Origin of the sequence: Pseudomonas sp. RIT-PI-o (assembly GCF_001297215.1) — a bacterium.
Taxonomy (GTDB): Bacteria; Pseudomonadota; Gammaproteobacteria; order Pseudomonadales; family Pseudomonadaceae; genus Aquipseudomonas; species Aquipseudomonas moraviensis_A.
On record NZ_LHPA01000021.1, the window covers coordinates 142,760 to 167,778 of the forward strand.

General features: G+C 60.0%; 23 protein-coding genes. 9 read left to right on the top strand and 14 right to left on the bottom strand.

Annotation, left to right across the window (positions count from 1 at the left end; translation table 11 throughout):
• Positions 1 to 177 precede the first annotated feature (177 nt).
• The 6 genes from AEQ63_RS11645 to AEQ63_RS11670 all read right to left on the bottom strand — a co-directional run bounded on the left by AEQ63_RS11645 (position 178) and on the right by AEQ63_RS11670 (position 4,573).
• Positions 178 to 699, bottom strand: coding sequence for a GNAT family N-acetyltransferase (locus AEQ63_RS11645; RefSeq protein WP_064363497.1), 522 nt, complete (start codon positions 697 to 699; stop codon positions 178 to 180).
• Between the two features lie 158 nt (positions 700 to 857).
• Positions 858 to 1,769 carry an SEL1-like repeat protein gene (locus AEQ63_RS11650; protein WP_064363498.1) on the bottom strand — a complete coding sequence of 304 codons (912 nt, stop codon included), beginning with the start codon at positions 1,767 to 1,769 and terminating at the stop codon, positions 858 to 860.
• A gap of 181 nt (positions 1,770 to 1,950) precedes the next feature.
• Entirely contained in the window at positions 1,951 to 2,649 is a 699-nt protein-coding gene (gene arsH / locus AEQ63_RS11655; protein ID WP_064363499.1) for an arsenical resistance protein ArsH, read from the bottom strand.
• A gap of 9 nt (positions 2,650 to 2,658) precedes the next feature.
• Positions 2,659 to 3,129: an arsenate reductase ArsC gene (locus AEQ63_RS11660; RefSeq protein ID WP_064363500.1), complete on the bottom strand. Its 471-nt coding sequence runs from the start codon at positions 3,127 to 3,129 to the stop codon at positions 2,659 to 2,661.
• 26 nt (positions 3,130 to 3,155) lie between these two features.
• Positions 3,156 to 3,503 carry a metalloregulator ArsR/SmtB family transcription factor gene (locus AEQ63_RS11665; protein ID WP_064363501.1) on the bottom strand — a complete coding sequence of 116 codons (348 nt, stop codon included), beginning with the start codon at positions 3,501 to 3,503 and terminating at the stop codon, positions 3,156 to 3,158.
• Between the two features lie 185 nt (positions 3,504 to 3,688).
• The gene (locus AEQ63_RS11670) at positions 3,689 to 4,573 is read right to left on the bottom strand and encodes a LysR family transcriptional regulator (RefSeq protein WP_064363502.1); all 885 of its coding nucleotides are present in this window, start codon (positions 4,571 to 4,573) and stop codon (positions 3,689 to 3,691) included.
• Positions 4,574 to 4,706: 133 nt separating this feature from the next.
• On the opposite strand from AEQ63_RS11670, the gene AEQ63_RS11675 reads away from it, so the two are divergent.
• Both AEQ63_RS11675 and AEQ63_RS11680 read left to right on the top strand, forming a co-directional pair.
• Complete coding sequence (locus AEQ63_RS11675) at positions 4,707 to 6,359, top strand: GMC family oxidoreductase (RefSeq protein WP_064363503.1); 1,653 nt, start codon at positions 4,707 to 4,709, stop codon at positions 6,357 to 6,359.
• A gap of 129 nt (positions 6,360 to 6,488) precedes the next feature.
• A complete protein-coding gene (locus AEQ63_RS11680) occupies positions 6,489 to 8,111 on the top strand; it encodes an MFS transporter (protein WP_042609387.1) in 1,623 nt (540 codons plus the stop codon).
• Between the two features lie 57 nt (positions 8,112 to 8,168).
• On the opposite strand, the gene AEQ63_RS11685 is transcribed toward AEQ63_RS11680, so the two are convergent.
• On the bottom strand, positions 8,169 to 8,531 hold the full coding sequence (locus AEQ63_RS11685; protein ID WP_042609386.1) for a DUF427 domain-containing protein: 363 nt from the start codon (positions 8,529 to 8,531) through the stop codon (positions 8,169 to 8,171).
• Positions 8,532 to 8,723: 192 nt separating this feature from the next.
• On the opposite strand from AEQ63_RS11685, the gene AEQ63_RS11690 reads away from it, so the two are divergent.
• Together AEQ63_RS11690 and AEQ63_RS11695 are read left to right on the top strand one after the other, a co-directional pair.
• On the top strand, positions 8,724 to 10,667 hold the full coding sequence (locus tag AEQ63_RS11690; protein ID WP_064363504.1) for a DNA topoisomerase III: 1,944 nt from the start codon (positions 8,724 to 8,726) through the stop codon (positions 10,665 to 10,667).
• 543 nt (positions 10,668 to 11,210) lie between these two features.
• On the top strand, positions 11,211 to 11,540 hold the full coding sequence (locus AEQ63_RS11695; RefSeq protein ID WP_042609383.1) for a hypothetical protein: 330 nt from the start codon (positions 11,211 to 11,213) through the stop codon (positions 11,538 to 11,540).
• A 190-nt stretch (positions 11,541 to 11,730) separates the two neighbouring features.
• On the opposite strand, the gene cynR is transcribed toward AEQ63_RS11695, so the two are convergent.
• Positions 11,731 to 12,603: a transcriptional regulator CynR gene (gene cynR, locus AEQ63_RS11700; protein ID WP_042609382.1), complete on the bottom strand. Its 873-nt coding sequence runs from the start codon at positions 12,601 to 12,603 to the stop codon at positions 11,731 to 11,733.
• 120 nt (positions 12,604 to 12,723) lie between these two features.
• Here cynR and cynS point away from each other — a divergent pair, with 120 nt between their 5' ends.
• Together cynS and AEQ63_RS11710 are read left to right on the top strand one after the other, a co-directional pair.
• Positions 12,724 to 13,191, top strand: a complete 468-nt coding sequence (gene cynS, locus AEQ63_RS11705; RefSeq protein ID WP_064363505.1) for a cyanase — start codon at positions 12,724 to 12,726, stop codon at positions 13,189 to 13,191.
• 58 nt (positions 13,192 to 13,249) lie between these two features.
• Entirely contained in the window at positions 13,250 to 13,912 is a 663-nt protein-coding gene (locus tag AEQ63_RS11710) for a carbonic anhydrase (RefSeq protein ID WP_064363506.1), read from the top strand.
• A 100-nt stretch (positions 13,913 to 14,012) separates the two neighbouring features.
• On the opposite strand, the gene AEQ63_RS11715 is transcribed toward AEQ63_RS11710, so the two are convergent.
• Positions 14,013 to 15,515, bottom strand: a complete 1,503-nt coding sequence (locus AEQ63_RS11715; protein WP_064363507.1) for an aldehyde dehydrogenase family protein — start codon at positions 15,513 to 15,515, stop codon at positions 14,013 to 14,015.
• Positions 15,516 to 15,707: 192 nt separating this feature from the next.
• On the bottom strand, positions 15,708 to 16,616 hold the full coding sequence (glsB, locus tag AEQ63_RS11720; RefSeq protein WP_042609378.1) for a glutaminase B: 909 nt from the start codon (positions 16,614 to 16,616) through the stop codon (positions 15,708 to 15,710).
• Between the two features lie 139 nt (positions 16,617 to 16,755).
• Between glsB and AEQ63_RS11725 the strand changes: the two genes are divergently transcribed.
• A complete protein-coding gene (locus AEQ63_RS11725) occupies positions 16,756 to 17,244 on the top strand; it encodes a GFA family protein (RefSeq protein ID WP_064363508.1) in 489 nt (162 codons plus the stop codon).
• Between the two features lie 123 nt (positions 17,245 to 17,367).
• Here the strand turns inward: AEQ63_RS11725 and AEQ63_RS11730 are convergent, their stop codons facing one another.
• From AEQ63_RS11730 to AEQ63_RS11740, 3 genes are all read right to left on the bottom strand, one after another.
• A complete protein-coding gene (locus tag AEQ63_RS11730) occupies positions 17,368 to 18,654 on the bottom strand; it encodes an ATP-binding protein (RefSeq protein ID WP_064363509.1) in 1,287 nt (428 codons plus the stop codon).
• Positions 18,655 to 19,362: a response regulator gene (locus tag AEQ63_RS11735; RefSeq protein ID WP_064363510.1), complete on the bottom strand. Its 708-nt coding sequence runs from the start codon at positions 19,360 to 19,362 to the stop codon at positions 18,655 to 18,657.
• Positions 19,363 to 19,616: 254 nt separating this feature from the next.
• Complete coding sequence (locus tag AEQ63_RS11740; RefSeq protein ID WP_042609374.1) at positions 19,617 to 20,225, bottom strand: tRNA-(ms[2]io[6]A)-hydroxylase; 609 nt, start codon at positions 20,223 to 20,225, stop codon at positions 19,617 to 19,619.
• 159 nt (positions 20,226 to 20,384) lie between these two features.
• On the opposite strand from AEQ63_RS11740, the gene AEQ63_RS11745 reads away from it, so the two are divergent.
• The gene (locus tag AEQ63_RS11745; protein ID WP_064363511.1) at positions 20,385 to 21,248 is read left to right on the top strand and encodes a universal stress protein; all 864 of its coding nucleotides are present in this window, start codon (positions 20,385 to 20,387) and stop codon (positions 21,246 to 21,248) included.
• A 103-nt stretch (positions 21,249 to 21,351) separates the two neighbouring features.
• On the opposite strand, the gene AEQ63_RS11750 is transcribed toward AEQ63_RS11745, so the two are convergent.
• A complete protein-coding gene (locus AEQ63_RS11750) occupies positions 21,352 to 21,822 on the bottom strand; it encodes a DUF1289 domain-containing protein (RefSeq protein ID WP_042609372.1) in 471 nt (156 codons plus the stop codon).
• Between the two features lie 467 nt (positions 21,823 to 22,289).
• On the opposite strand from AEQ63_RS11750, the gene acnB reads away from it, so the two are divergent.
• On the top strand, positions 22,290 to 24,899 hold the full coding sequence (gene acnB, locus AEQ63_RS11755) for a bifunctional aconitate hydratase 2/2-methylisocitrate dehydratase (RefSeq protein ID WP_039763151.1): 2,610 nt from the start codon (positions 22,290 to 22,292) through the stop codon (positions 24,897 to 24,899).
• Positions 24,900 to 25,019 lie beyond the last annotated feature (120 nt).

Consider the following 25,019-nt stretch of genomic DNA (forward strand, 5'->3'; position numbering starts at 1 on the left):
AGACCTGTAACTAGGCCCCCCCCACGCTAAGGTGTACTGCGCATGAGGGGTGACTGGGCGGACGCTTTCGCGAGCAAGCTCGCTCCCACAGTTTTTTTGTCTGGTTTAGATAGAGGGTGATTGGGCTGGCGTCATCGCGAGCAGGCTCACTCCTACAGGTTTGCGTCTGGCTTTCGATCAGGCGTCTTGTCGTTGGATACGGAATACGAGGCTTGGGGCTTTGCCGGGGACGTCGTCGAGATCGCCGAAGCGGTGCATGCCGATCTTTTCCAGTACGCGAATTGAGGCGACATGGTCGGGCCTGACCAGTCCGAATACTTCAGGTAAACCGAGGTAGTGGAACGCGTGGGTCAGCGCGGTTTGGGCGGCTTCTGTTGCGTAACCGTGACCCCAGGCTTCGACGGCGAAGCGGTAGCCGAGGTTGATGACCGGTTTGCCCAAATAGTCATGGGTAGCGATGCCGGCGAATCCGAGGATGTTGTCGGGGGCCTGGGTGCTGCTGATTGCCCACCATCCGTAGCCGTGGGTTGCCCAATGTTGCAGCCAGCGACTCAGTAGGGCTTGGGCTTGGGCGATGTCGGTCATTGGACCGGCGGGATTGAACTGGTTGGTTTTGGGGTCGCCGAAAATCGCGAACACGCTGGGCAGGTCTGCTGGTTGTGGGCGTCTGTAGATCAGGCGTGGTGGCATGTCTGACATGATCAGAACCTTTGAAAGGTGGCAAAACCGGGCTGGAGCACGAATCAGCATTCAAAAATAATACAAGAACAGCTTTCGTTCGCCTTGAAGAAAGCTGCCGATCGTTTTGCCATCGTCGGCAGCCGGCCCGGCTCGTCCGGTTTGTGCAGGGAGAAGGCTTACTTTTTTCTGCTCTCGTTGAGCCTCTGCATTGGGCTCTTGCCGTCTGTCCTGACGACCGGGATCGCCTGATAGCTCTTTTGGCCCGGGGGCATGATCGGGTCGCCGGGGAAGCGATAGTCGCTAAAGGCTTGCATGACTCTCTGATCGAGGGCGGAATCGCCTGAGCTTTGTAGTATCGAAAGCACCGGTGCCGACGCGCCGGGGGTGTACTCCAGCTGCACTTGCACCGGTTTGCTCGCAGGCGTCGAGCTGACGTTGCTCTCCAGAGAATTCTCTATGACTTCAACGCGTTTTCTGAGGCCGCTCTGCACACTGGCGACAAAAATTTTGTTGTAGCGCTGTTGCTGCTCAATCGTCAGAGTCAAGCCTTTACCGCGCAGGCGTTCGATGCCTTGCCACGAGGCATCGCCGAGGTACCGCGTTGCATTGAAGTAGTGCGTCAGCGCGCCTTGCAGATCCTGCGGGCCGCCTCGCCCTTCCTCCATGTATTTGGCCAGTTTAGCTTCACTGCGATGCTGTTCGGGTTTGCTCACAGCACGCTGATAAAACTGCCGTGCATCAAAGTCATTGACCGGCCCGCCGATGCCTTCTTCGGCCATCCGCCCAAGTTGGCCGTAGGCGCCGGGGTCTTTATCGGCTACGGACTGATAGAGGGCTTTGGCTTTGGAAATGTCCTGAGGCACACCGCGCCCTTTCTCGTACAGGTCGCCCAGCATGATCGTGCACGGCAGGTTACCGCTCTTGCTCATATCGCGGATGTAGCTGACTTCCAGCGAGCTAATGGATTTATCGTCCCAGTAAGCGAAGCAGCGCAGATTGGAGAGATCTGCGGTCTGGGTATCGGAACTGCTGCTTTTGCAGCCAGCAACGAGTGCAGTAAGCACCAGTACAGCAACAACCTTGTTCATGAACGGCCTCCGTTGAAATCGTGCAGATTTCATCGGCAGGCAGGTGCGAAACCTGAAGTGTCGGTTATTCGAAAACACCAGAAAAACTCGTCGACACCATCGCCACGCAGCATTCGTCAGCTGCAGGCGGAATAAGCCTGTTGGCAACTTGAACGCAGCCGTTACTCGCCGCGGGACGAGGTCAGATCGATCGCTGATTCACCCGCGCCATCAACTGTTCAGCACTCTCCTTGCGCTCGGAATAGCGATCCACCAGATGCGCCTGCTGGCCGCGCAGCAGCACGGTGAATTTCACCAATTCCTCCATCACATCGACCACGCGATCGTAGAACGGCGAGGGCTTCATCCGCCCCGCTTCGTCGAATTCCATATAGGCCTTGGGTACGGAGGACTGGTTGGGGATGGTGAACATGCGCATCCACCGGCCGAGGACGCGTAGTTGGTTGACCACGTTGAACGACTGCGAGCCGCCGCAGACTTGCATCACCGCGAGGGTTTTGCCTTGGGTCGGGCGGACGGCGCCGAGTTCGAGGGGGATCCAGTCGATCTGTGCTTTTAACACGGCGGACATGGCGCCGTGGCGTTCTGGCGAGCACCAGACCTGGCCTTCCGACCACAGCACCAGATCGCGCAGCTCCTGAACCTTCGGGTGGTCGACCGGGACGTCGTCGGGCAGTGGCAGGCCGGACGGATTGAACACGCGGGTTTCGGCGCCGAAATGTTCAAGCAGGCGTGCGGCCTCCTCGACCAGCAAGCGACTGAAAGAACGTTCACGGGTCGAGCCGTAGAGCAAAAGGATACGCGGTTTGTGTTCGCCCATTAACGATGGCTTGTCTGCGTCGAACAAGGTTGCGTCGAGGTTGGGCAGATGATCTGACATGGGGCCTCCTTACAGCGCGCCGATGCGGTCGAGTTCAGCCTTCAGTTGTTCGCGAGTGAGCGAGTGAAACGGCAGATCGAGGAAGGCCTGACAGCGTTCGCCGATGCGCATGAGGGTGGCCTGGAACGCCGCGTCGATTGCAGCTTCGTCGCCCTGCACTTCGGACGGATCTTCCAGCCCCCAATGTGCTTTCAATGCCGGGCCGAAATACACCGGGCAGGTTTCCCCGGCGGCTTTGTCGCAGACGGTGATGACAATATCCGGTGGATCATTTTCGAAAGCGTCGTTGCCTTTGCTGTGCAACCCGTCGGTGGCGATACCGTACTTTTGCAACGTCGTCAGGCTGCGGGGCAGCACCTGGCCTTTGGGGAAACTGCCGGCACTCACTGCTGTGAAGCTGCCGGTCGCCAAGTGATTGAACATGCCTTCGGAAAGAATGCTGCGGCAGCTGTTGGCCGTGCACATGAACAGGACTCGCATCGATGCGCTCCGTAAAAGTTGAAGATTCAGCAGCAGGCGCGTTGGCGCACGGGACGACCATCCATGTACTGCAAGCGCGCGGCGTTGTCCTTGAGCCACTCGACATTGGCTTTCGCGGTCACCTGGAGGATTTCGCCGATCCATGCCGGCAGCTCCGGGTTCAGCCGGTAATACACCCACTGGCCCTGACGGCGGTCGAGCAGCAAACCATTGCTGCGCAGTTGCGCGAGGTGGCGGCTGATTTTCGGCTGGCTGTCGTCCAGCGCACACATCAGCTCGCAAACGCAGAGCTCACCTTGCTCGGCGATGAGCAGAATGGCGCGGACGCGGGTCTCGTCAGCGAGGCTTTTGAAGACTTCGGTGGGGGTGATCATGGTGATCGGCTCGCCATATGCGGGAAACCGAATATACGGATATCCATATATTTATCAACTTGAAATGCGATTCCTTGTAGGAGTGAGCCTGCTCGCGATAGCGGTGTATGAGTCAAAGCTAGCTTCACAGATACACCGCTATCGCGAGCAGGCTCACTCCTACAGGAGATTTGTGTGATGCAGGACTAACCGCGCAATAGACCCTGCTCTGCTTCGCACAATCCCACCACATAATCCCAGACCACCCGCAGCCGCACCGATTTGTGCAACTCCCGCCGCGTGCTGATCCAGTAGCTGCGCTCGATGCTTTCATCCGGCAGCAGCGCCACCAGATCCGGGTCGGACGCTGCCATGTAACACGGCAGCACGGCGATGCCCAATCCCGAGCGCGCCGCTTCCTGCTGAGCGATGACGCTGGTGCTGTGAAACACCACGCGCGGGCTGCGGCAGAAGCTGTTGAGGAACATCAGTTCCTGGCTGAACAACAGATCGTCGACGTAGCCGATCCACGCGTGTCGACCCAGATCTTCGCGGCTGTGCAGCGGCGGTGCCTTGTCGAGGTAGCTTTGGCTGGCGTAAAGCGCCAACCGATAATCAGTGAGTTTGCGCGTGACCAGCATGTCAGCGGACGGTCGTTCGAGGTGGATGCTGATTTCCGCTTCACGGTTGAGGATGCTGACGAAGCGCGGCACCGCGACCAGTTCCACCTCAAGGCCGGGGTAGCGCTCGAACAGACCGATCATGCGACTGGCAAGAAATTTGATGCCGAGGCCTTCGGTGACGCCAACGCGGATCTTGCCCAGCGGCGCCGTGGACTGGGTAATTTCCTCCTGCGCCAGCAGCGCGACATTTTCCATCGCTTCGGCGTGCTTGAGCAGCGCCTCCCCCGCCGGGGTCATTTCATAGCCTTGGGCATGCTGAACGAACAGCGCAGTGCCGAGGCTTTTCTCGATCGATTCGATATGCCGTGCCACGGTGGCGTGGGTGGTGTTGAGCCGGCGCGCGGCGGTGAGCAAGCGGCCGCTGCGTTGCAATTCGAGAAAAAAACGCAGGTCGTTCCAGTCGAACATGGCGGGTCCTTGTCGGCTATCGTCGCTGAACGCTGTTTGAAAACGCACAGCGGCTGCGCAAAAACTAACATTCTTTTAACGAAAGCTAACAACTAGAGTGTCCGACAATAAAGACAAAAAGCGAGGTCAGGGCATGCAGACGTCCCTCGATGAATTCGACTACATCGTGGTCGGCGCCGGCCCCGCCGGGTGCCTGCTGGCCAACCGGCTATCCGCAGACCCTCAGCATCGGGTGTTGCTGCTCGAAGCCGGCGGACGCGACAACTACGCCTGGATTCACATTCCTGTGGGTTACCTGTTCTGCATCGGTAATCCGCGCACCGACTGGTGCTTCAAAACCGAAGAGCAACCGGGTCTCAATGGCCGTGCGCTGAGTTATCCGCGCGGCAAGGTGCTGGGCGGCTGTTCATCGATCAACGGCATGATCTACATGCGCGGCCAGGCCAGCGACTATGACGGTTGGGCGGCGGCCGGCAATCCGGGCTGGGCGTGGAAGGATGTGCTGCCGCTGTTCAAGCAGAGCGAAAACCACTTCGCCGGCGGCGCTGAATTTCACGGCGATCAGGGTGAGTGGCGGGTCGAACAGCAGCGCCTGTCGTGGCCGATTCTGGATGCCTTTCGCAGCGCTGCCGAGCAAAGCGGCATCGCCAGCATCAATGATTTCAACCAGGGCGACAACGAAGGCTGCGGCTACTTTCAGGTCAACCAGAGAGCCGGGGTGCGCTGGAACGCCGCCAAGGCCTTTTTGAAACCGCTGCGAGGCCGGGCCAACCTGACTGTGCTGACCGGCGTAGAAGTTGATCGCGTCTTGCTGGAGGATGGCCGCGCGACGAAAGTCAGCGCGCGGCATGAAGGCCAGATCAAACAATTCAAGGCGCGCAAGGAGATTGTCCTGTGCGCGGGCTCGATCGGCTCACCGAGTATTCTGCAGCGCTCCGGGATCGGTCCGCGGCCGCTGCTCGAGCGTTTGGGTATCGGGGTGATTCATGAGCTGCCCGGGGTTGGCGGCAACCTGCAGGATCACCTGCAACTGCGCCTGATCTACAAGCTGGAAAACGCCCGAACCCTGAACCAGATCGCCGGCAGCGTGTGGGGCAGGATGGGCATGGGTCTGCGTTATCTGTACGACCGCAGCGGCCCGCTGTCGATGGCGCCGAGTCAGTTGGGCGCGTTTGCGCGATCCGGTCCCGAGCAGACTTCGGCGAACCTGCAATATCACGTGCAACCGCTGTCGCTGGAGCGCTTTGGCGAACCGTTACACAGTTTCCCGGCGTTCACCGCTTCGGTGTGCGACCTGCGCCCGCAGAGCCGTGGGCGCGTCGAGATTCGCTCGGCCGATGCACAAGCGGCGCCGCTGATTCAGCCCAATTACCTCAGCCATCCGCAAGACCTGCGTGTCGCCGCCGATGCGATTCGCCTGACCCGACGCATCGTCAGCGCCCCTGCCCTGCAGGCCTTCAAACCGGTGGAATACCTGCCCGGCGCCAACCTGCAAAGCGAAGAACAACTGCACGAAGCGGCGGCGAAAATCGGCACGACGATTTTCCATCCGGTCGGCACGTGCCGCATGGGCAACGACGGCGACGCGGTAGTCGATGCGCAACTGCGCGTGCACGGCGTGCCGGGGTTGCGGGTTGCCGACGCCTCGATCATGCCAAGAATTACCTCGGGCAATACGTGTTCGCCTACGCTGATGATTGCCGAGAAGGCGGCACAACTCATGCTCAAACGTAATGTTGTAAACACCGACCCTGTAGGAGTGAGCCTGCTCGCGATGACGGAGTAACATTCGACATTTTCGTTGGCTGACACACCGCCATCGCGAGCAGGCTCACTCCTACAAGGGACCGCGTTTGATTCAAGGACATCGAGCACCAGTGGAACAACAAAAACAATCACTGTGAGGGATACCGATATGTCAGACCACGCTCAGCCGCTGGACGCTGCGGGCAGCGCCGAGACCAGCAATGCAACGCAGAAAGTCATCTTCGCCTCATCACTCGGGACAGTGTTCGAGTGGTATGACTTCTTCCTCTACGGCGCCCTCGCGGCGGTGATCAGCAAGCAGTTTTTTGCCGGGGTCAACGACACCACGGCGTTCATCTTCGCGCTGATGGCGTTCGCCGCCGGCTTCATTGTGCGGCCGTTCGGCGCGTTGGTGTTCGGCCGATTGGGCGACATGATCGGGCGCAAATACACCTTTCTCGCAACGATCATTCTGATGGGCGTGGCGACGTTCTGCGTGGGCCTGCTGCCGACTTACGCCAGCATCGGCATCGCCGCACCGATCATTCTGGTGGTGCTGCGCATGCTCCAGGGCTTGGCGCTCGGTGGGGAGTATGGCGGTGCGGCAACTTACGTGGCCGAGCACGCGCCGATCGGCAAACGCGGTTTCCACACCAGTTGGATTCAATCCACCGCCACCCTTGGCCTGTTGCTGTCGCTGCTGGTGGTGCTCGGTTGCCGCTATTTCACCGGCGATCAGTTTGAGGTGTGGGGGTGGCGCATTCCGTTCCTGCTGTCGATCGTGCTGCTGGGCATCTCCACCTGGATTCGCCTGAGCCTGCACGAGTCACCGGCCTACCTGAAAATGAAGGAAGAAGGCAAAACCTCAAAGGCGCCGATCCGCGAATCCTTCGGCAAATGGGAAAACCTCAAAGTCGTGCTGATAGCCCTGTTCAGCATCAACGCCGGGCAAGCGGTGACGTTCTACGCCGCGCAGTTCTACGTGCTGTTCTTCCTCACCCAGTTCCTGAAAATGGACCCGGCGGTGGCCAACAGTCTGTTGATCATCAGCGTGGTGATCGGCGCGCCGTTCTTCATCTTTTTCGGCTGGCTGTCGGACAAGGTCGGGCGCAAACCGGTGCTGATGCTCGGCCTGCTGCTGGCGACAGCGCTGTACTTTCCGATCTTCAAATCCCTGGCCCACTACGCCAACCCCGCGATCGATCTGGCCAGCCGCCAGGCACCGATTACCGTCCTCGCCGATCCGGCCACTTGCACCTTCCAGTTCGATCCAGTGGGCAAGGCCAAATTCGACAGCCCGTGCGACAAGGTCAAAACCTTTCTGGTGAAGCAAGGCCTGCCCTACACCAGCGTCGCTGCGCCTGCGGGTAGCGCCGTGCAAGTGAGTGTCGGCGACGTGAAACTGGACGGTTTCGATGAGGCGGCACTGCGCGGCGCAATCACCCTCGCCGGTTATCCGCAACAGGCCGATATGCAGCAGATCAACAAACCGATGATCGTCGCCCTGATCGTTGCGCTGATCATTATCTCGGCCATGTGCTACGGCCCGCTGGCGGCGCTGATGGTCGAACTGTTCCCGACGCGCATTCGCTACACCTCCATGTCGCTGCCGTATCACATCGGCAATGGCTGGTTTGGTGGCTTCCTGCCAACCGTGTCGTTTGCGCTGGTGGTGTATACCGGGGACATTTTCTATGGGCTGTGGTATCCGGTGCTGATCACCGGAGTGAGTCTGGTGGTGGGAATGATCTGCTTGCGTGAGACGAAGAATATCGATCTCGACAAGAACTGAACCCTGGACAACGCTGTTTCTGTGGCGAGTGAGCTTGCTCCCTCGCCACAGTTATATTCAGACATCTCCTTTGATCACTTCGAATTTCACCTGGTCCGGATAAAACGCCACGTAGTCGCGGATCGGTGCGACGGAGACCTTTGGATTTTCGTACGTCCATACCGCGTTCGCGCCCTCATGTCCGGGCACCTGAAGGCTGAAGTAATTGGCGTCGCCCTTGTATGGGCAATAGCTGGTGTGGTCGGTACGGGCGAAATATTTCTCGTCGATGTCTTCGCGGGGAATGTAGTAGACCGGCGGGTAGTTGGCCTCCTGGAGGATCAGCGCGTGGGAGGACGCAGCGACCTGGATGCCGTGGAATTTCACCAGCAGGCAGCCCGGCAGTTGTTCGAGGCTGATTACGGGACTGGGGCTTTTCATGAGGTTCTCCTGAACACAGCGAAGAGACCGGTTCAGGTATAGCTGATGGGCCCGGGCACGGCCGGCCGTGCAGCCGAACGGTACAAAGCTTCAGCAACGCTTTATCTGTATATCCATACAGATAAAAGTTGCCGCGGCCGCAAACTCCGGCCATCCTGTGCCCACTCCACACACCAACCAGCGATGGCAGATATGCGGCTGTACCTCTGTGAAAAACCTTCCCAGGCCAAAGACATTGCGGCCGTGCTCGGCGCCAGGCGTCGTGGCGACGGCTGCTGGCTGGGGACAGACGTCACAGTGACCTGGTGCATCGGCCACTTGCTCGAAACCGCGCCGCCGGACGCCTACGACGCGCGCTACAAACGCTGGGTACTGGCGGATCTGCCGATCATTCCCGAAAAATGGAAAATGACCGTCAAGCCGCGCACCGCCAGCCAGTACAAAGCGGTGAAGCGCCTGCTCGGCGAAGCCAGCGAACTGATCATTGCCACCGACGCTGACCGTGAGGGCGAGATGATCGCCCGGGAACTGGTCGAACACTGCCGCTATCGCGGGCCGATCCGCCGCTTGTGGCTGTCGGCACTCGACGAGGCGTCGATTCGCAAGGCGCTGGCAGGGCTGAAGCCGGGAGCCGAAACGTTCAGCCTGTATCACTCGGCGCTGGGACGTTCGCGGGCGGACTGGCTGATCGGCATGAACATGAGTCGACTATTCACCCTGCTCGGGCGTCAATCCGGTTATCAGGGCGTGTTGCCGGTAGGTCGAGTACAGACGCCGACCCTGCGACTGGTAGTCGACCGCGACCGCAGCATCGCCGACTTCGTGCCGGTGCCGTTCTGGGCGATCGACGTGGAACTGCTGCACGACGGCACAGCGTTTATCGCGCAATGGCGCGCACCGGCGGACGTTTGTGATGATCAGGATCGCTGCCTGAATCAGGCGTTGGCGCAACAGGCAGCAGCGGCGATCAACAGTGCCGCCAGCGCCCAAGTCATCAAGCTGAAAACCGAGCGCATGCGCGAAGTGGCGCCCCTGCCCTTCGACCTCGGCACCTTGCAGGAAGTCTGCTCGAAGAAGCTCGGCCTCGGCGCCCAGGAAACTCTCGATATTGCCCAGGCGCTCTACGAAACCTACAAAGTCATCACCTACCCACGCAGTGATTGTGGCTTCCTGCCCTTGAGCCAGCACAGCGAGGCACCGGCGATTCTCGCAGCGTTGCGTCAAGCCGATCCGAGCCTTGAAGCCTTGCAGGGTTTTCTCGAACCACAGCGGCGCTCGCGGGCGTGGAATGATGCCAAAGTCAGCGCTCACCACGGCATCATCCCCACCATCGCCGCGAAGAACCTCGAACGTCTGACCGGCAAACATCGCGCGGTGTACACGCTGATTCGCGCGCGCTACCTGGCGCAGTTCCTGCCCAATCACGAATACGATCGCACCCAGGCCGATTTCGATTGCAACGGGCAGGCGTTACGCGCAGTGGGCAAGCAGATCATCGAACCTGGCTGGAAGCGCGCACTGCCCGAGGCATTGGCCCCAGCGAAAGGCCGCGAAGCGCCCGCGCCGCAAACCTTGCCGGCCCTGAGCCAGGGCGTCGAATGCGCGGTGTCGCGGGTAAATCTCAAGGATCTGTGGACGCAACCACCCAAACCCTACACCGAAGGCGATCTGATCAAGGCCATGAAGAACGTCGCCAAACTGGTCGAGGATCCGCTGCTCAAACAGAAACTCAAGGACACCACCGGCATCGGCACCGAAGCCACCCGCGCGTCGATCATCCAAGGCTTGCTTGATCGCGGTTATCTGGTCAAGAACGGCAAGGCACTGGCGGCGACGCCTGCCGCGTTCAGCCTGATCGACGCGGTGCCACGCGCAATCGCCGATCCTGGCACCACAGCGATCTGGGAGCAGGCGCTCGACATGGTACAAAGCGGCGAGATGAGTCTGGAAGAGTTCGTCACCAAACAGGCCGCGTGGATGAGCAAGCAAGTCACCCGCTGCTCTGCCCTCAGTCTGACCATCAGCGGCCCGCCTCCCGCCGGCAAAGCCGCAGCGCCGTGGAAGAAAAAACGCAAATCCACTGCCAGCAAAACCACTGGCACGCGTAAACGCACGGCGCGGCCAGCGACCCGCTGAATCCATCGCGGTTCCTGTCTCTACGTTGCTTGAACGGTTGTTTTCTCATTCCAAAATGGCTTTGTCCGACAATATGTAGTGCTTGAAAATAATCACTACAAAACCGTTGACGGCATCGTTTTGCTTTTGCATGATGAAGACGTTCCCCGATCGGGAGCACTGGTAACACGCTTGAGCAAACTCGTCTGACCGCCGAGTTGTTTTTTCCGGATACACGCTGCCCACAAGGCAGATTGAAGAAGCTGACCTGGCCTGAACGTCCAGTACAAGGACGAGAAGCGCTGGCGAAAATTCTCAAGACGCTTGTGGCCGACACTGGATATGTCGTCAAGAAGCCTCCCGGTTTTCGCTGCTTCTCCTCGTTGTGACGCTATTGCGTAGCAGTTATTCAACACGACTACATGCAACAGATGCACGACCCCGTACTCCACACGGGCGAGCGCTGACGTCCTGGTTTCGGTGCCAGGGATCAACTAACCGATGGGCTACCTGTATTAGCGAATCAACTTTGAAAGATCACCAGACTGGTCAAGGGGCATAAGAATGAATCTGAACAATCAACCCACCATCGAAGAACTGGCTCGTATGTTCGCGGCGCAGAAAGACAGCCACGACAGCCATATTCTCTGGATCAGCAAATCGGGCCAGGTGCACATCGACTGCCTGTCGCCCCACGCTGGCGAAGAAGAATTCGACCGCAACCACCAGAACCTGCTGGCCCGCCTGAAGATGTACCGCCGCGGCCATGGTTATGTCGGCAAGAAGGCTGCGGCCGACAAGGACTTCATTGGCAATGTACTGCAGACGCTGAAACAGGCGTGGGACTCGATGCAGAACAACAATGAAGTTCGGGTGATTGATCGGTTTTATTGAGTTGTAGATTATTTGACTGAAGGGCCTGCTTCCGATTTGGAGCAGGCCCTTTTTTACATCCCGAATTCAGCGCATAGCCCTGTAGGAGTGAGCCTGCTCGCGATAGCGGTTATTCAGACACGCCTATCTAACTGACACACCGCTATCGCGAGCAGGCTCACTCCTACAGGGATAGCGTTGCCTTGTGCCCCTATAGTTCCAGCACCAATTCCACAAACGCCAGCGCCGCCGCACTGTGGTAATTATTCCTGCGCCGCAACAACGCCGCGCCCCGCTGTGGCGCCTCCCCTTCGACACGCAACCGGCGCAGTGCGCGGTCTTCGCTGGCAATCGCTTCCGGCAACATCGTGGCCAGCGGGGAATGCCGCACCACTTCCAGCAAAGTACTCACCGAATTCACCTCGATCCGCACCTGCGGCGTAATCCCGTGCTGATGGAAATACTCATCCACCGATAACCGCGTGATGAAGCCCGGGGCCAGCAAGGCGAAATCCAGTGAAGCGACGTCCGTCGGCGTCAACGCCGAAGGGCTGTCGTACAGCGGATGCCCAGGCCCGACCATGATCCCCAGCGCCTCGGTAAATGCCGGCAGGCATTCAATCTCGGCATTGCGCACCGGCGTAAACGCGATCGCGACATCCAGCGAGTCATCGGCGAGGCCGGCCTCGATGTCGTCCATCGACAGCTCGAAGATTTCCAGATGAATTCCGGGAAACCGTGCCCGGTAATCACGCACCAACGGCCCGACCAGATACGCCATGAACGTCGGCGTCATCGCCAGGCGCAGGGTGCCCCGGGACAAATCCTTCACATCGTGCAACGCGCGCTGCCCAGCCTCCAGCTCCACCATCACGCGCCGCGCGCATTCGATGTAGGCCGCACCGGCATCCGTCGGCTTCACTGTGCGCGAGGTGCGATCGAACAGACTCACCCCGAGGGTCTCTTCCAACTGGCGTATCTGCTGCGACAGCGTCGGCTGCGAGACATGCAGCGCTTCGGCGGCGCGGGTGAAACCACCGTGATCGGCTACTGCCAGCAGATAACGCAAATGTCGCAACAGCATGGGTACACCATCTATAGGCAGGGCTTATGCGTAGCATTGTATATCGGTCTTGGACGCTATGAATCCCCCAGCGCAAGATTACTCCCACACAGCAAGCCGACCCTTGAAAGGAGTGACACCATGCAACAGTCCCACGCCTACAACGACAACAGCCTGGCCCTGACTACTCGCGTTCTCGACGCCAAGGCGAAAAAAGATCTGTCGTGGCAGGATCTCGCCGACGACACCGGCCTCAGCCTGGCCTACGTCACAGCGGCCCTCCTCGGTCAGCATCCGCTGCCGCAAAGCGCTGCCCAAGTGGTGGGTGACAAGCTCGAACTGACCGCTGATGACATTGCCGCTCTGCAGATCATTCCTCTGCGTGGCAGCCTCAGCGGCGTGCCCACCGACCCGACCATCTACCGTTTTTACGAGATGATCCAGATCTACGGCACCACGCTCAAGGCACTGGTGCATGAGCAATTCGGCGACGGCATCATCAGCGCGATCAACTTCAAACTGGACATCAAGAAAGTCGAAGACCCGGAAGGCGGCTCCCGCGCCGTGGTCACCCTCGACGGCAAGTTCCTGCCGCTGCGTCCGTTCTGACGCGCCCGGCCCGCACCTTGCGTGCGGGCCATCCGATTTCTGCCAAGAGGACACGCCCATGAAAGCCCTGATCGACGGCTTCCTGAAATTCCAGAACGAAGCTTTCCCGCAACGCAGCGAACTATTCAAACACCTGGCGACCACGCAACAACCCGGCACGCTGTTCATCACCTGTTCCGACAGCCGTGTGGTGCCGGAGCTGCTGACCCAGCAAGAGCCCGGCGAGCTGTTCGTGATCCGCAACGCCGGCAATATCGTGCCCTCCTACAGCCCGCATCCAGGCGGCGTCTCGGCGACGGTGGAGTATGCAGTGGCGGTGCTGGGTGTGAGCGATATCGTGATTTGCGGCCACTCCGATTGCGGCGCAATGACGGCGATTGCTCAGTGCAAATGCATGGATCACCTGCCCGCCGTCAGCGGTTGGCTGCAACATGCCGAATCGGCGAAGGTGATGAACGAAGCGCGCACGCATGGCAGCGATGCAGCGAAGTTGAGTTCGATGGTGCGCGAGAACGTCATCGCGCAACTGGCGAACATCCAGACCCATCCGAGCGTGCGCCTGGCGCAGGAGCAAGGTCGGCTGAATCTGCATGGCTGGGTGTATGACATCGAGACCGGTTCGATCGACGCATTGACATCGGATCGCCGCACCTTTGTGCCGCTGGCGGAGCGGCCTGAGACTTGCGCGATCAGCGCTGCTAAGACGTCCAATGCAGCCTGACGCCCCGGCCGGTGATCGTTCCCACGCTCTGCGTGGGAACGATCAGATCAAAAGATCACAGCCTTCGGCAGCTCCTACACGGTGCGGTCCGGATTTCGAGTCAGCGCTTCACCGTGAGATCAACCTGAGTCATCCGGCTGCGCACGGTAAACACGCCATCACCGGAAAGAATCGCACTGCGCGCAAACAGCCTGCCGCTCTCCCAATTCGAAAGGCCCAGTTCCGGCTTGTTCAGTGCGTACTGGCCATCCACCCAACGAGTGATGCCGTTGCCTACGAACGGCGCATTCACTGCGTTGTAGAAGCGTTCCTGAACCGCCGCATCCTCGCTGATCAAGGACACGGTGAATTGCGGGCTGTAGCGGTTGAACAGCGTAATCGCCTGATTCAGATCCTCGACGATCATCAGGCTGGCTTCCGGAGTTTCTTCCCATTCCCACTCACGGCCCAGGTCCGATTCAGGCAAGGATTCGGCCAGTGCCTCGGTCCGGTAACCCTCGGCGCGATAAACCTCGACCGTCGCGTTTTGCCATTCGCCTGGCAGGCAGCTTTCACTGCCCTCAACGATGTGCAATTTGCAGCCTTGGCCGCGCGCAGTACCGGCGTCTTTCAAAGCTTCGAGGAACAGCGGCACCAGTTCGGCGGCGCGTTCACGCTGGATCAGGCAGACGTTCAAGGTGTTGCAGACTTTGCGGTCCAGCGAGTTGCGCACCACTGCCGCGAAGCGCGTGGCGTCGGCATCACGGTCGGCAATCAGCCATGCACCGCCGGTGCCGTGCAGGCTGACGGCGGTGCCGGCCTGCTGGGCGATGCTGCCCAACTGACTGACCGCCCGGCCCGAGCCGCGCGCCACGGCCAACGACAGACGCCGATCGGCGAACATCGCCCAACCGGCGGCATGATTGACGCTTTCCACCAATGACACCGCGCCAACCGGCAAGCCGGCTTCGGCCAGTGCTGGATTCAGTGCGTGAGTGACGATGGCTTGTGCAGTGCCCAATGCATCGCTGCCGATGCGCAGTACTGCGGTGTTGCCGGTGCGCAGCACCCCGGCGGCGTCGGCAAATACGTTGGGCCGGCCTTCGAAGACAAACGCGACGATGCCCAGCGGCGAGACCACCTGTTCGACCTTCCAGCCGTCATGTTCGACGCTGCTGATCACCTTGCCGCGCGTCGGTGGCGCATCACGCCAGGCGCGCAGCCCGGCGATCATGTCGCGGCGCATCCGCTCATCAGCGAGCAAGCGAGTGGTCGAGCGACCGCGTGCCTTGGCCCGTTCGATGTCGGCGCGATTGGCGGCTTCGATCTGCGTCCAGCACTCAGGATTTTCCAGGCGCTGGGCAAACAGGTCGAAAAACTGGCTGATGGCTTCATCGGACACCGCCGACAACGCGGTGAATGCCGCTGCCGCACGCTCGATTGCCACAGAAGCGGCCTGTTGATCGGCCACGGGGATCAGCAACAACTCGCCACTGACCTGCTCGACCAGCAAATGGTCACCGGGCTGAAACCGCGCAGCCAGTTCGGGGCTGACCACGGTGACGCGGTTACCAGCGAAAGGGATCGGCGTGCCAGCGACTAGACGTTCGAGCGCAAGAGACATGAAGCGGATTCACCATGCAGAGGGCGGCCGGAAAATGTAGCGGATTACTAGCTGAAATACACCTCTTCAATCCACCGAAAAAACCTTGTAGGAGTGAGCCTGCTCGCGATAGCGGTAGACAAGTCGACATTATTTTGTCTGGCATACCGCTATCGCGAGCAGGCTCACTCCTACAAGGGGACTGTGTGAGTTTCAGAAGACGGACCAGCCAATCCTTGAGCTCAGCAACTCCAGCGCCGCCATCCCCGCCAGCGAATTACCTGCCGCGTTCAACTCCGGTGACCACACACAGACTGTGAATTGCCCCGGCACTACCGCGACAATCCCGCCGCCCACCCCGCTCTTGCCCGGCAGGCCGACGCGATAGGCGAAGTTGCCCGCTTCGTCATACAAACCGCTGGTAGCCATGATCGAGTTGACCTGCTGGGTCTGGCGGCGCGTGAGGATCTGCTCGCCGCTGTGCTTGCAGAAACCGTCATTGGCCAGAAAGCAGAACGCCCGGGCCAGATCGATGCAATTCATCCGCAGCGCGCAGTGGCTGAAATAGCTGCGCAACACCGCTTCGACGTCGTTGTGAAAATTGCCGAACGACTGCATCAGATAGGCCATCGCCGCATTGCGCGCGCGGTGCTGGTATTCGGAGTCGGCGACCTTGCCGTCGATCATGATTTGCGGATTGCCGGACAGACGCCGGACAAAATCACGCATCGACAACGTCGGCGCGGCGAAGCGCGACTGATTGATGTCGCAGATCACCAGCGCCCCGGCATTGATGAACGGATTGCGCGGGCGGCCGCGCTCGAATTCCAGTTGCACCAGCGAGTTGAACGGCTGGCCGGAAGGCTCATGACCAAGCCGTTCCCAGATCGCCTCGCCGGAATGATCGATGGCCTGCACCAGGCTGAAGACCTTGGAAATACTCTGCACCGAGAACGGCGTTTCAGCGTCCCCAGCAAAGTACATTTCGCCGTCATTGCCGTACACGGCGATGCCCAATTGGTTGGCCGGCACCGTGCCGAGGGCGGGAATATAGTCAGCGACCTTGCCCTGCCCGATCAGGGGCCGGACGGCGTCAAGGATCTCGTTCAACAGCGCTTGCATGCCGGGTTCCGAAAGTCTCGCCCCATGGGATCGCGGGGACACTGGGGCTAGACGCTGCGCCCGCCGGTCGCATCACACCGGCAAGCGCTGCGCAAAGTGTTCTAGGCTGAACCGGCCCATTCAGACACGGGAGAGCACCATGCACCTCGAAGGCTCCTGCCATTGCGGCGAAGTCACGTTCAGCCTCGACAGCGTCCACCCCTACCCTTATCAACGCTGCTACTGCTCGATCTGCCGCAAGACCCAGGGCGGCGGCGGTTATGCGATCAACCTCGGCGGCGACGCGACCAGCCTCAAGGTTCGCGGGCGCAAAAACATCAGCATCTATCACGCGAAGATGAAAGCCGAAGGCGACAACCGCGCCCATCGCAGCAGCGCCGAGCGCCACTTCTGTTCGCTGTGCGGCAGCGGTTTGTGGCTGTTCAGTCCGGAATGGCCAGAGTTGATTCATCCATTCGCCTCGGCGATCGATACGCCGCTGCCGGTGCCGCCGGAACACACGCACCTGATGCTTGGTTCGAAAGCGCCATGGGTTGAGGTCGAGGCCAAGGCTAAGGATCAGCAGTTCGATGAGTATCCCGAAGAGTCCATTGCCCAGTGGCATGAGCGGCTCGGCCTGACTATCTGAACACCGCCCCTTGTAGGAGTGAGCCTGCTCGCGATAGCGTTGTGTCAGTCGACTCATCATTGAATGACCTAGCGCTATCGCGAGCAGGCTCACTCCTACAAGGGGCCAGCTCAGGCACATCACTCAATCCGGATGCGCCCAGGTCATCCTGAACAACGCCCCACCCCACGCCGAGTCACCCACCTCAACCTGCCCGCCATGGGACTGCGACACCCGCCGCACCAAGGCCAGGCCCAAGCCAAATCCACCCGTACGTCGATCCCGGCTGGCATCCAGACGCGAAAACGGTTCGAAGATTTTCTCCCGCCCTTGCAACGGCACGCCCGGCCCGTCATCGCTGACCCGAACTTCATAGTCATCGCCGTTGTGCAGCAGGGACACCTCTACGCGCTGCTCGGCGTAGCGGATGGCGTTGCGCAGCAGATTGATCACGGCCCGCGCCATGAAACGCGGTTCGATGCTCACGGTGTCGACCCGGCAATCGCCGATCGACAACTGCACCCCCGCCGCTTCGGCCTCCAGCGCCACACTGCCGACAACGCTGTCGAGCCAGTCGGCCGCGTGAACATTCTCCCGTTTGATCACCGTCGCGCCGTGTTCCAGGCTGGCGTAGGTCAGCAGCTCCGAGACCATTTCCTCCAGTTCACCGAGGTCGGCATACATGTCGGCGATCAGTTCGCGATTCTGGCTCGCGCCCGGTTGCTGTTTGAGCTGATCGAGTTCGAACGACAGCCGCGCGATCGGTGTGCGCAATTCGTGGGAAACGGCATTGGTCAGTTCGCGCTGATTGGCGATCAGCCCCTCGATGCGCGCCGCCATCAAATTGAAGTGTTCGGCCAGATCACGGATATTCGAGCGCCGCGATAACTGGATGCGCACCGACAGGTCGTTGTCGCCGAAACGCTCGGCGGCCAGCCGCAGTTTTTCCAGATCGCGCCAGTGCGGCCGCACCCAGAAAAACAGCACGATCCCGATCAACACCGCCAGCATCATATACGCCGCCGTGATATAGAACGGCATCAGGCTTGGCTCGGGCGGCAACTTGATGCTGAGCAACTGCGAGCCGCCATCGATGTTGCTGATAAACTGCGTGTAATCGTCGCGGATCACCAACAGATTCCGCGCCAGTTCGGCTTTTTCCTGCGGCGTCAGGGCCAGTTGATCGGCCTCGACCAGACTCAGCGACAGACCGTAATGGGCGCGCAATGAATCGAGTTTCTGCTCACGCTCGGCACCCTGGCGGCCTTGCAGATGATCCACCAGCGACCACGCCTGACCGCGCACGGCTTCACGGTTGTAATCCTGCATCTGGTTGTCGAGCAACGCGTTGAAGGTGTGTTCGACGGTCTGCAAGGCCAGTACCAGCCCCACCGTCATTACCAGAAACAGTCCGAGGAACAAGCGCAGCATCTACAACTCCCACGCGAACGGATTGAACAGATAACCTTTGCCCCACACGGTCTTGATGCACACGGGCTCGCGGGGATTGTCCTTGAGTTTGTTGCGCAATTTGCTGATGTAGACGTCGACGCTGCGGTTGAGGCCGTCGAAAGCGATGCCGCGCATACGGTTGAGAATGTCATCGCGCGAGAGAATCTTGCCCGCCGCGCTGGCGAGCAACCAGAGCAATTCGAACTCCATGGTGGTCAGCTCGATCAGCTCACCGGCCAGGCGCACTTCACGGCAACTGCGGTCGATGCCCAATTGCCCGAACTCAAGAAAACTGACCACGCTGGTGTCCGGCATCTGCCGCCGTTGCAACGCACGCAGCCGGGCGAGCAGTACCGGCGGTTTGATCGGTTTGATCAGGTAATCATCGGCACCGGACTCCAGCCCGAGGATATGATCAAGGTCGTCTTCCTTGGCGGTGAGCATCACGATCGGCGTGTCCGACACGCTGCGAATTTCGCGGCACACCTGCAAACCACTCTGCCCCGGCAACATCAGGTCGAGCACCACTACCTTCGGCTTGAATTCGAGGAACGCGGCCACGGCCAGATCGCCGCGATGCACCGTGCGCACCTCGTAGCCGTGTTGTTCAAGAAAGTGTGCGATCAGTGCGGCCAGACGCTCATCGTCTTCGACCAGCAGGACTTTGCCAAAACCCAGGTTATCCATAACGACCGTTGCCAAGCCAAACGTGGAAGGGCCGATATTATGCGGGCAATCGTCGTTCAGGCGATGACGCCAGACAGCAAAAACCGGCCACGCGGGCCGGTTTTCGGTGATGTTTCATACTCTTAAGAATTTTTTACAATCAGACGATGACGGCCGTTTTCGTAGGAGCTGCCGAAGGCTGCGATCTTTTGATCTTGTTTTTAACATTCAAGATCAAAATCAAAAGATCGCAGTCTGCGGCAGCTCCTGCCCGGTCATGCGGCGACCGGCACACCGCTGTGGAAGCGGAATTCGTCGTCCGGTGACTCTATCAGTGCTTGCTCGGCTGCACGGACGCGCTCGATCACCTGCGCGACATCCTTGGCATCACCATACTGACAGGCCAGTTTCAGATAACCCTGAAAATGCCGCGCCTCGCTTTTCAGCAGACCGAAATAGAACTTGCCCAGCTCTTCATCCAGATGCGGCACCAGTGCTTCGAAGCGTTCGCAACTGCGTGCTTCGATGAACGCGCCGACCACCAGCGTGTCGACCAGTTTCACCGGCTCGTGGCTGCGCACCACTTTGCGCAGGCCCGAGGCGTAACGGCCGGCGTGCAGCTGACGCAGCTCGATCTTGCGCCGCTTCATGATGCGCATGACTTGCTCGTGGTGCACCAGTTCTTCCCGGGCCAGGCGCGACATCATGTTGATCAGGTCGACGTGGGCGTGGTACTTGGCAATCAGGCTCAGCGCAGTGCTGGCGGCCTTGAACTCGCAGTTCTTGTGGTCGATCAGCAGGATGTCCTGATTGGCCAGTGCCGCCTGGACCCAGGCGTCGGGCGTGCGGCAGCCGAGGAATTCGTGGATTTCGGGAAGGATCATGGGGCTCACGGTATAAGGTGCTCGAGCGAAGGGCGCCGATTATACCGGCCTGCCCGCAGACCACCAGCGGCGGCTGTTGATATGCATCAAGTCGCAGACGTTCGGACAGCAACTATAGTTGTGCAACGCCGTGCCTTTTCTTTGCTGGAGACTCCGCTCATGCAAGCCATTCGCAGCATTCTGGTGGTCATTGAACCTGAACATGCAGAGAGCCTGGCGCTCAAGCGCGCCAAGCTGATCGCCGGTGTGACCCAGGCCCATCTGCATCTATTGGTGTGCGACAAGAAGCATGACCACGCCGGCCTGCTCAGCGTGCTCAAGGCTGCGTTGCTCGCCGAAGGGTACAGCGTGACCACCGAACAGGCATGGAACGAGAGCCTGCATGAAACCATTATCGATGTGCAGCAGGCCGAGGGTTGCGGCCTGGTGATCAAGCAGCATTTCCCCGACAGCTCGCTGAAAAAAGCCCTGCTGACCCCGGCCGACTGGAAGCTGCTGCGCCACTGCCCTACCCCGGTGCTGCTGGTCAAAACCGCCGGTACGTGGAAGGACAAAGTGATTCTCGCCGCCGTCGATGTCGGCAATGCCGACGGCGAGCACCGGCATTTGCACAGCACCATTATCGATCACGGCTACGACATCGCCAGCCTGGCCAAGGCGCATTTGCATGTGATCACCGCGCACCCGTCGCCGATGCTCTCGGCGGCAGATCCGACGTTTCAGCTCAAATCCACCATAGAAGCCCAATATCGCGAGCAATGCCGGGCGTTTCAGGCGGAGTTCGATGTCGATGATGAGCACCTGCACGTCGAGGAAGGCCCGGCAGATGTGCTGATTCCGTTCATGGCGCACAAGCTGCAGGCGGCGGTGACGGTGATTGGCACGGTGGCGCGCAGTGGCTTGTCAGGTGCGTTGATCGGCAATACCGCTGAAGCAGTGCTGGATACGCTGGAAAGCGATGTGCTGGTGCTCAAGCCGCAGGAGGTTGAGGATCATCTGGTGGAGTTGGCGGTGAAACATTAAACATTTGCAATGCGGCCCCTTGTAGGAGTGAGCCTGCTCGCGATAGCGGTGGATCATTGAAGATGCGTTGACTGACACAACGCCATCGCGAGCAGGCTCACTCCTACAATTGAAAAGCGTCTTTGAGAAAGCCGGGGGCGATATAGCGCTGATAATGCGCTTCCGACAGCAGGAAGAATTCCCGATCGATGGCATCGCGCAGCTCCGGCAGGTTCCAGTCACGAAACTCCGGCAGCAATACCATCCCGTATGCCTCAAGATTAATGATCACTCGCGCGCCCCGGGCAATCAGCTGATAGGCCCAGCAATATTCCGACTGATGCGGGACGAAGCGGATCTTGCGCTGTTCCAGTTGTTCGCGCAGACGAACCGGGTCGAAGATCTCGACCTTGCTCGCCATCACTTGTGACAGCAATTGCTCCAGACGCAGCCAGACCGCACGCTTTTCCTCCTCGTTGTATCCGTTCCAGTGGATCACTTCGTGGTGGAAACGCTTGCAGCCACGGCACACCAGGTCACCGTAAACGGTGGAGCAGAGGCCGACGCAGGGAGTCTTGATGGTCTGATTGGGCATAAATGGGCAGAACACTGAAACGCGGAACAGGCCGGCATGTTAGCCCTTTGTCGGGCATTGATCACCCCTCAAACAGCAGGGTTTCGCCAGCGTCGCAGGTTTGCCCCGGCCACGCTGGTTGCCACGAAAGTCCAATAGAGCGCGACTTACCTTTAAATTTTTTTTGCCGTAGAATCAGCCAGCCTTTTAAGGCGCCAATGTCCGTTAGAAGCTGTTTTCAAAGCGTCACGAGCACAGTCGTTCCTTCAGAGCGGTGTTGGCGAAGGGTTTTTCCAGCGGGGAAAAGCCCGACGCCAACCCTCATCAGCTCCCCGTTCTGCAGGCGTAAAACTTTGAAAGCAGCTTCTGTAAGGAATGCTCGGTAATTCTGGCCAAGCGGCCCACAACGCCGCGCAGCGCATGAGTACGAGCATTTCGCGACGAGCGTCCCGGACACCCATTTGGGACCACTGATGAGGGTAATAACTGTGCTTGAAGCCTACCGCAAACATATCGAAGAGCGTGCAGCCCTGGGTATCGTTCCCCAGCCGCTTAACGCCGAACAAACAGCAGGCCTGATCGAGCTGCTGAAGAACCCTCCGGCTGGCGAAGAAGCTTTCCTCGTTGACCTGATCACCAATCGCGTACCGCCTGGAGTGGACGAAGCCGCCTACGTCAAGGCCGGTTTCCTGTCCGCCCTGGCCAAGGGCGAAGCCACCTCCCCTCTGCTGGACAAGAAACGCGCTGTCGAACTGCTCGGCACCATGCAGGGCGGCTACAACATCGTCACCCTGGTCGAGCTGCTGGATGACGCCGAGCTGGCCCCAGTCGCCGCCGAAGAACTCAAGCACACCCTGCTGATGTTCGATGCCTTCCACGACGTCGCGGAAAAAGCCAAGAACGGCAACGTTCACGCCAAGGCCGTGCTGCAATCCTGGGCTGACGGCGAGTGGTTCAAGAAGCGTCCGGTGCTGGCCGACAAGATCAGCCTGCGCGTTTTCAAAGTGACCGGCGAAACCAACACCGACGACCTGTCGCCTGCACCAGACGCCTGGTCGCGTCCGGACATCCCGCTGCACGCCCTGGCCATGCTGAAAATGGCCCGTGACGGCATCGTTCCGGACGAGCAAGGCAAGACCGGTCCGATGAAGCAGATCGAAGAAATGCGCGGCCAGGGCTTCCCGATCGCCTACGTCGGTGACGTGGTCGGTACCGGTTCCTCGCGTAAATCGGCCACCAACTCGGTGCTGTGGTTCTTCGGCGACGACATCCCGTACGTGCCGAACAAGCGCGCTGGCGGTTTCTGCTTCGGCAGCAAGATCGCTCCGATCTTCTACAACACCATGGAAGATGCCGGCGCCCTGCCGATCGAGTTCGACGTGTCGAACATGAACATGGGCGACGTGATCGATCTGTACCCGCACGCTGGCAAGGTCTGCAAGCACGGTACCGACGAAGTCATCACCACTTTCGAAATGAAAACCCCGGTACTGCTGGACGAAGTCCGTGCCGGCGGTCGTATTCCGCTGATCATCGGCCGTGGCCTGACCGAGAAGGCTCGCGCCGAGCTGGGTCTGCCACCGTTCGACCTGTTCAAGAAGCCGGAAGCACCGGCTGAAAGCACCAAGGGCTTCACCCTGGCGCAGAAAATGGTCGGCAAGGCTTGCGGTCTGGCAGAAGGCCAGGGCGTTCGTCCTGGCACCTACTGCGAGCCGAAGATGACCACCGTGGGTTCTCAGGACACCACCGGTCCGATGACCCGTGACGAACTGAAAGACCTGGCGTGCCTGGGCTTCTCCGCTGATCTGGTGATGCAGTCGTTCTGCCACACCGCGGCTTATCCAAAGCCGATCGACGTGACCACCCACCACACCCTGCCTGACTTCATCATGACCCGCGGCGGCGTATCCCTGCGTCCGGGCGACGGCATCATCCACTCGTGGCTGAACCGCATGCTGCTGCCGGACACCGTCGGTACCGGTGGTGACTCGCACACCCGTTTCCCGATGGGCATCTCGTTCCCGGCCGGTTCCGGTCTGGTCGCGTTCGCCGCAGCCACTGGCGTCATGCCGCTGGACATGCCGGAATCGATCCTGGTGCGTTTCAAAGGAAAGATGAAACCTGGCATCACCCTGCGCGACCTGGTTCATGCCATTCCGTACTTCGCTATCCAGAACGGTCTGCTGACCGTTGAGAAGAAGGGCAAGAAAAACGCCTTCTCCGGCCGCATCCTGGAAATCGAAGGCCTGGAAGGTCTGACCCTCGAGCAGGCGTTCGAACTGTCCGACGCCTCGGCCGAACGTTCGGCTGCCGGTTGCACCATCAAGCTGTCGAAAGAGTCGATCACCGAGTACCTGCAGTCCAACATCACCCTGCTGCGCTGGATGATCGGCGAAGGCTACGGCGATGCGCGTACCCTGGAACGTCGTGCTCAAGCGATGGAAGCCTGGATTGCCAACCCTGAGCTGATGGAAGCCGATGCCGACGCCGAATACGCCGAAGTCATCGAAATCGATCTGGCCGAGATCAACGAGCCTGTGCTCTGCGCGCCGAACGATCCGGACGACGCCCGTCTGCTGTCCAGCGTCGCTGGCGAGAAGATCGACGAAGTGTTCATCGGTTCGTGCATGACCAACATCGGTCACTTCCGCGCTGCCGGCAAACTGCTGGATCAGGTCAAGGGTCAGCTGCCAACCCGTCTGTGGCTGTCGCCGCCGACCAAGATGGACGCTCACCAACTGACCGAAGAAGGCTACTACGGCATCTACGGCAAGGCTGGCGCACGCATGGAAATGCCAGGCTGCTCGCTGTGCATGGGTAACCAGGCACGCGTTGAGCCGAACAGCACCGTGGTGTCGACTTCGACCCGTAACTTCCCGAACCGTCTGGGCGACGGCGCGAACGTCTACCTGGCCTCGGCCGAGCTGGCGTCCGTTGCTTCGATCCTGGGTCGCCTGCCGACCGTCGAGGAGTACATGGAATACGCTGGCAAGATCGACAGCATGGCGGCCGATGTCTACCGCTACCTGTCCTTCGACCAGATCGCCGAGTTCCGTGAAGCTGCTGCGAACGCCAAGATCCCGGTCGTTCAAGCCTAACGCTGCAAGGCAATAAAAAACGCCGCCCATCGTGAGATGAGCGGCGTTTTTTTATGCCTGCCGGGCAAGCATCACGCAAAACCTTGTGGGAGCGAGCCTGCTCGCGATGGCAGGCTCGCA

Coding starts and splice junctions, on each gene's coding strand:
- glsB (WP_042609378.1), bottom strand. CDS start 16,616: ATGCAAGCGCTGTTGAACGAGATCCTTGACGCCGTCCGGCCCCTGATC.
- arsH (WP_064363499.1), bottom strand. CDS start 2,649: ATGTCAGATCATCTGCCCAACCTCGACGCAACCTTGTTCGACGCAGAC.
- AEQ63_RS11660 (WP_064363500.1), bottom strand. CDS start 3,129: ATGCGAGTCCTGTTCATGTGCACGGCCAACAGCTGCCGCAGCATTCTT.
- AEQ63_RS11695 (WP_042609383.1), top strand. CDS start 11,211: ATGAATCTGAACAATCAACCCACCATCGAAGAACTGGCTCGTATGTTC.
- cynS (WP_064363505.1), top strand. CDS start 12,724: ATGCAACAGTCCCACGCCTACAACGACAACAGCCTGGCCCTGACTACT.
- AEQ63_RS11735 (WP_064363510.1), bottom strand. CDS start 19,362: ATGGATAACCTGGGTTTTGGCAAAGTCCTGCTGGTCGAAGACGATGAG.
- AEQ63_RS11710 (WP_064363506.1), top strand. CDS start 13,250: ATGAAAGCCCTGATCGACGGCTTCCTGAAATTCCAGAACGAAGCTTTC.
- AEQ63_RS11715 (WP_064363507.1), bottom strand. CDS start 15,515: ATGTCTCTTGCGCTCGAACGTCTAGTCGCTGGCACGCCGATCCCTTTC.
- AEQ63_RS11745 (WP_064363511.1), top strand. CDS start 20,385: ATGCAAGCCATTCGCAGCATTCTGGTGGTCATTGAACCTGAACATGCA.
- AEQ63_RS11730 (WP_064363509.1), bottom strand. CDS start 18,654: ATGCTGCGCTTGTTCCTCGGACTGTTTCTGGTAATGACGGTGGGGCTG.
- AEQ63_RS11690 (WP_064363504.1), top strand. CDS start 8,724: ATGCGGCTGTACCTCTGTGAAAAACCTTCCCAGGCCAAAGACATTGCG.
- AEQ63_RS11680 (WP_042609387.1), top strand. CDS start 6,489: ATGTCAGACCACGCTCAGCCGCTGGACGCTGCGGGCAGCGCCGAGACC.
- AEQ63_RS11750 (WP_042609372.1), bottom strand. CDS start 21,822: ATGCCCAATCAGACCATCAAGACTCCCTGCGTCGGCCTCTGCTCCACC.
- AEQ63_RS11670 (WP_064363502.1), bottom strand. CDS start 4,573: ATGTTCGACTGGAACGACCTGCGTTTTTTTCTCGAATTGCAACGCAGC.
- AEQ63_RS11665 (WP_064363501.1), bottom strand. CDS start 3,503: ATGATCACCCCCACCGAAGTCTTCAAAAGCCTCGCTGACGAGACCCGC.
- AEQ63_RS11645 (WP_064363497.1), bottom strand. CDS start 699: ATGTCAGACATGCCACCACGCCTGATCTACAGACGCCCACAACCAGCA.
- AEQ63_RS11725 (WP_064363508.1), top strand. CDS start 16,756: ATGCACCTCGAAGGCTCCTGCCATTGCGGCGAAGTCACGTTCAGCCTC.
- AEQ63_RS11650 (WP_064363498.1), bottom strand. CDS start 1,769: ATGAACAAGGTTGTTGCTGTACTGGTGCTTACTGCACTCGTTGCTGGC.
- AEQ63_RS11740 (WP_042609374.1), bottom strand. CDS start 20,225: ATGATCCTTCCCGAAATCCACGAATTCCTCGGCTGCCGCACGCCCGAC.
- AEQ63_RS11675 (WP_064363503.1), top strand. CDS start 4,707: ATGCAGACGTCCCTCGATGAATTCGACTACATCGTGGTCGGCGCCGGC.
- AEQ63_RS11685 (WP_042609386.1), bottom strand. CDS start 8,531: ATGAAAAGCCCCAGTCCCGTAATCAGCCTCGAACAACTGCCGGGCTGC.
- cynR (WP_042609382.1), bottom strand. CDS start 12,603: ATGCTGTTGCGACATTTGCGTTATCTGCTGGCAGTAGCCGATCACGGT.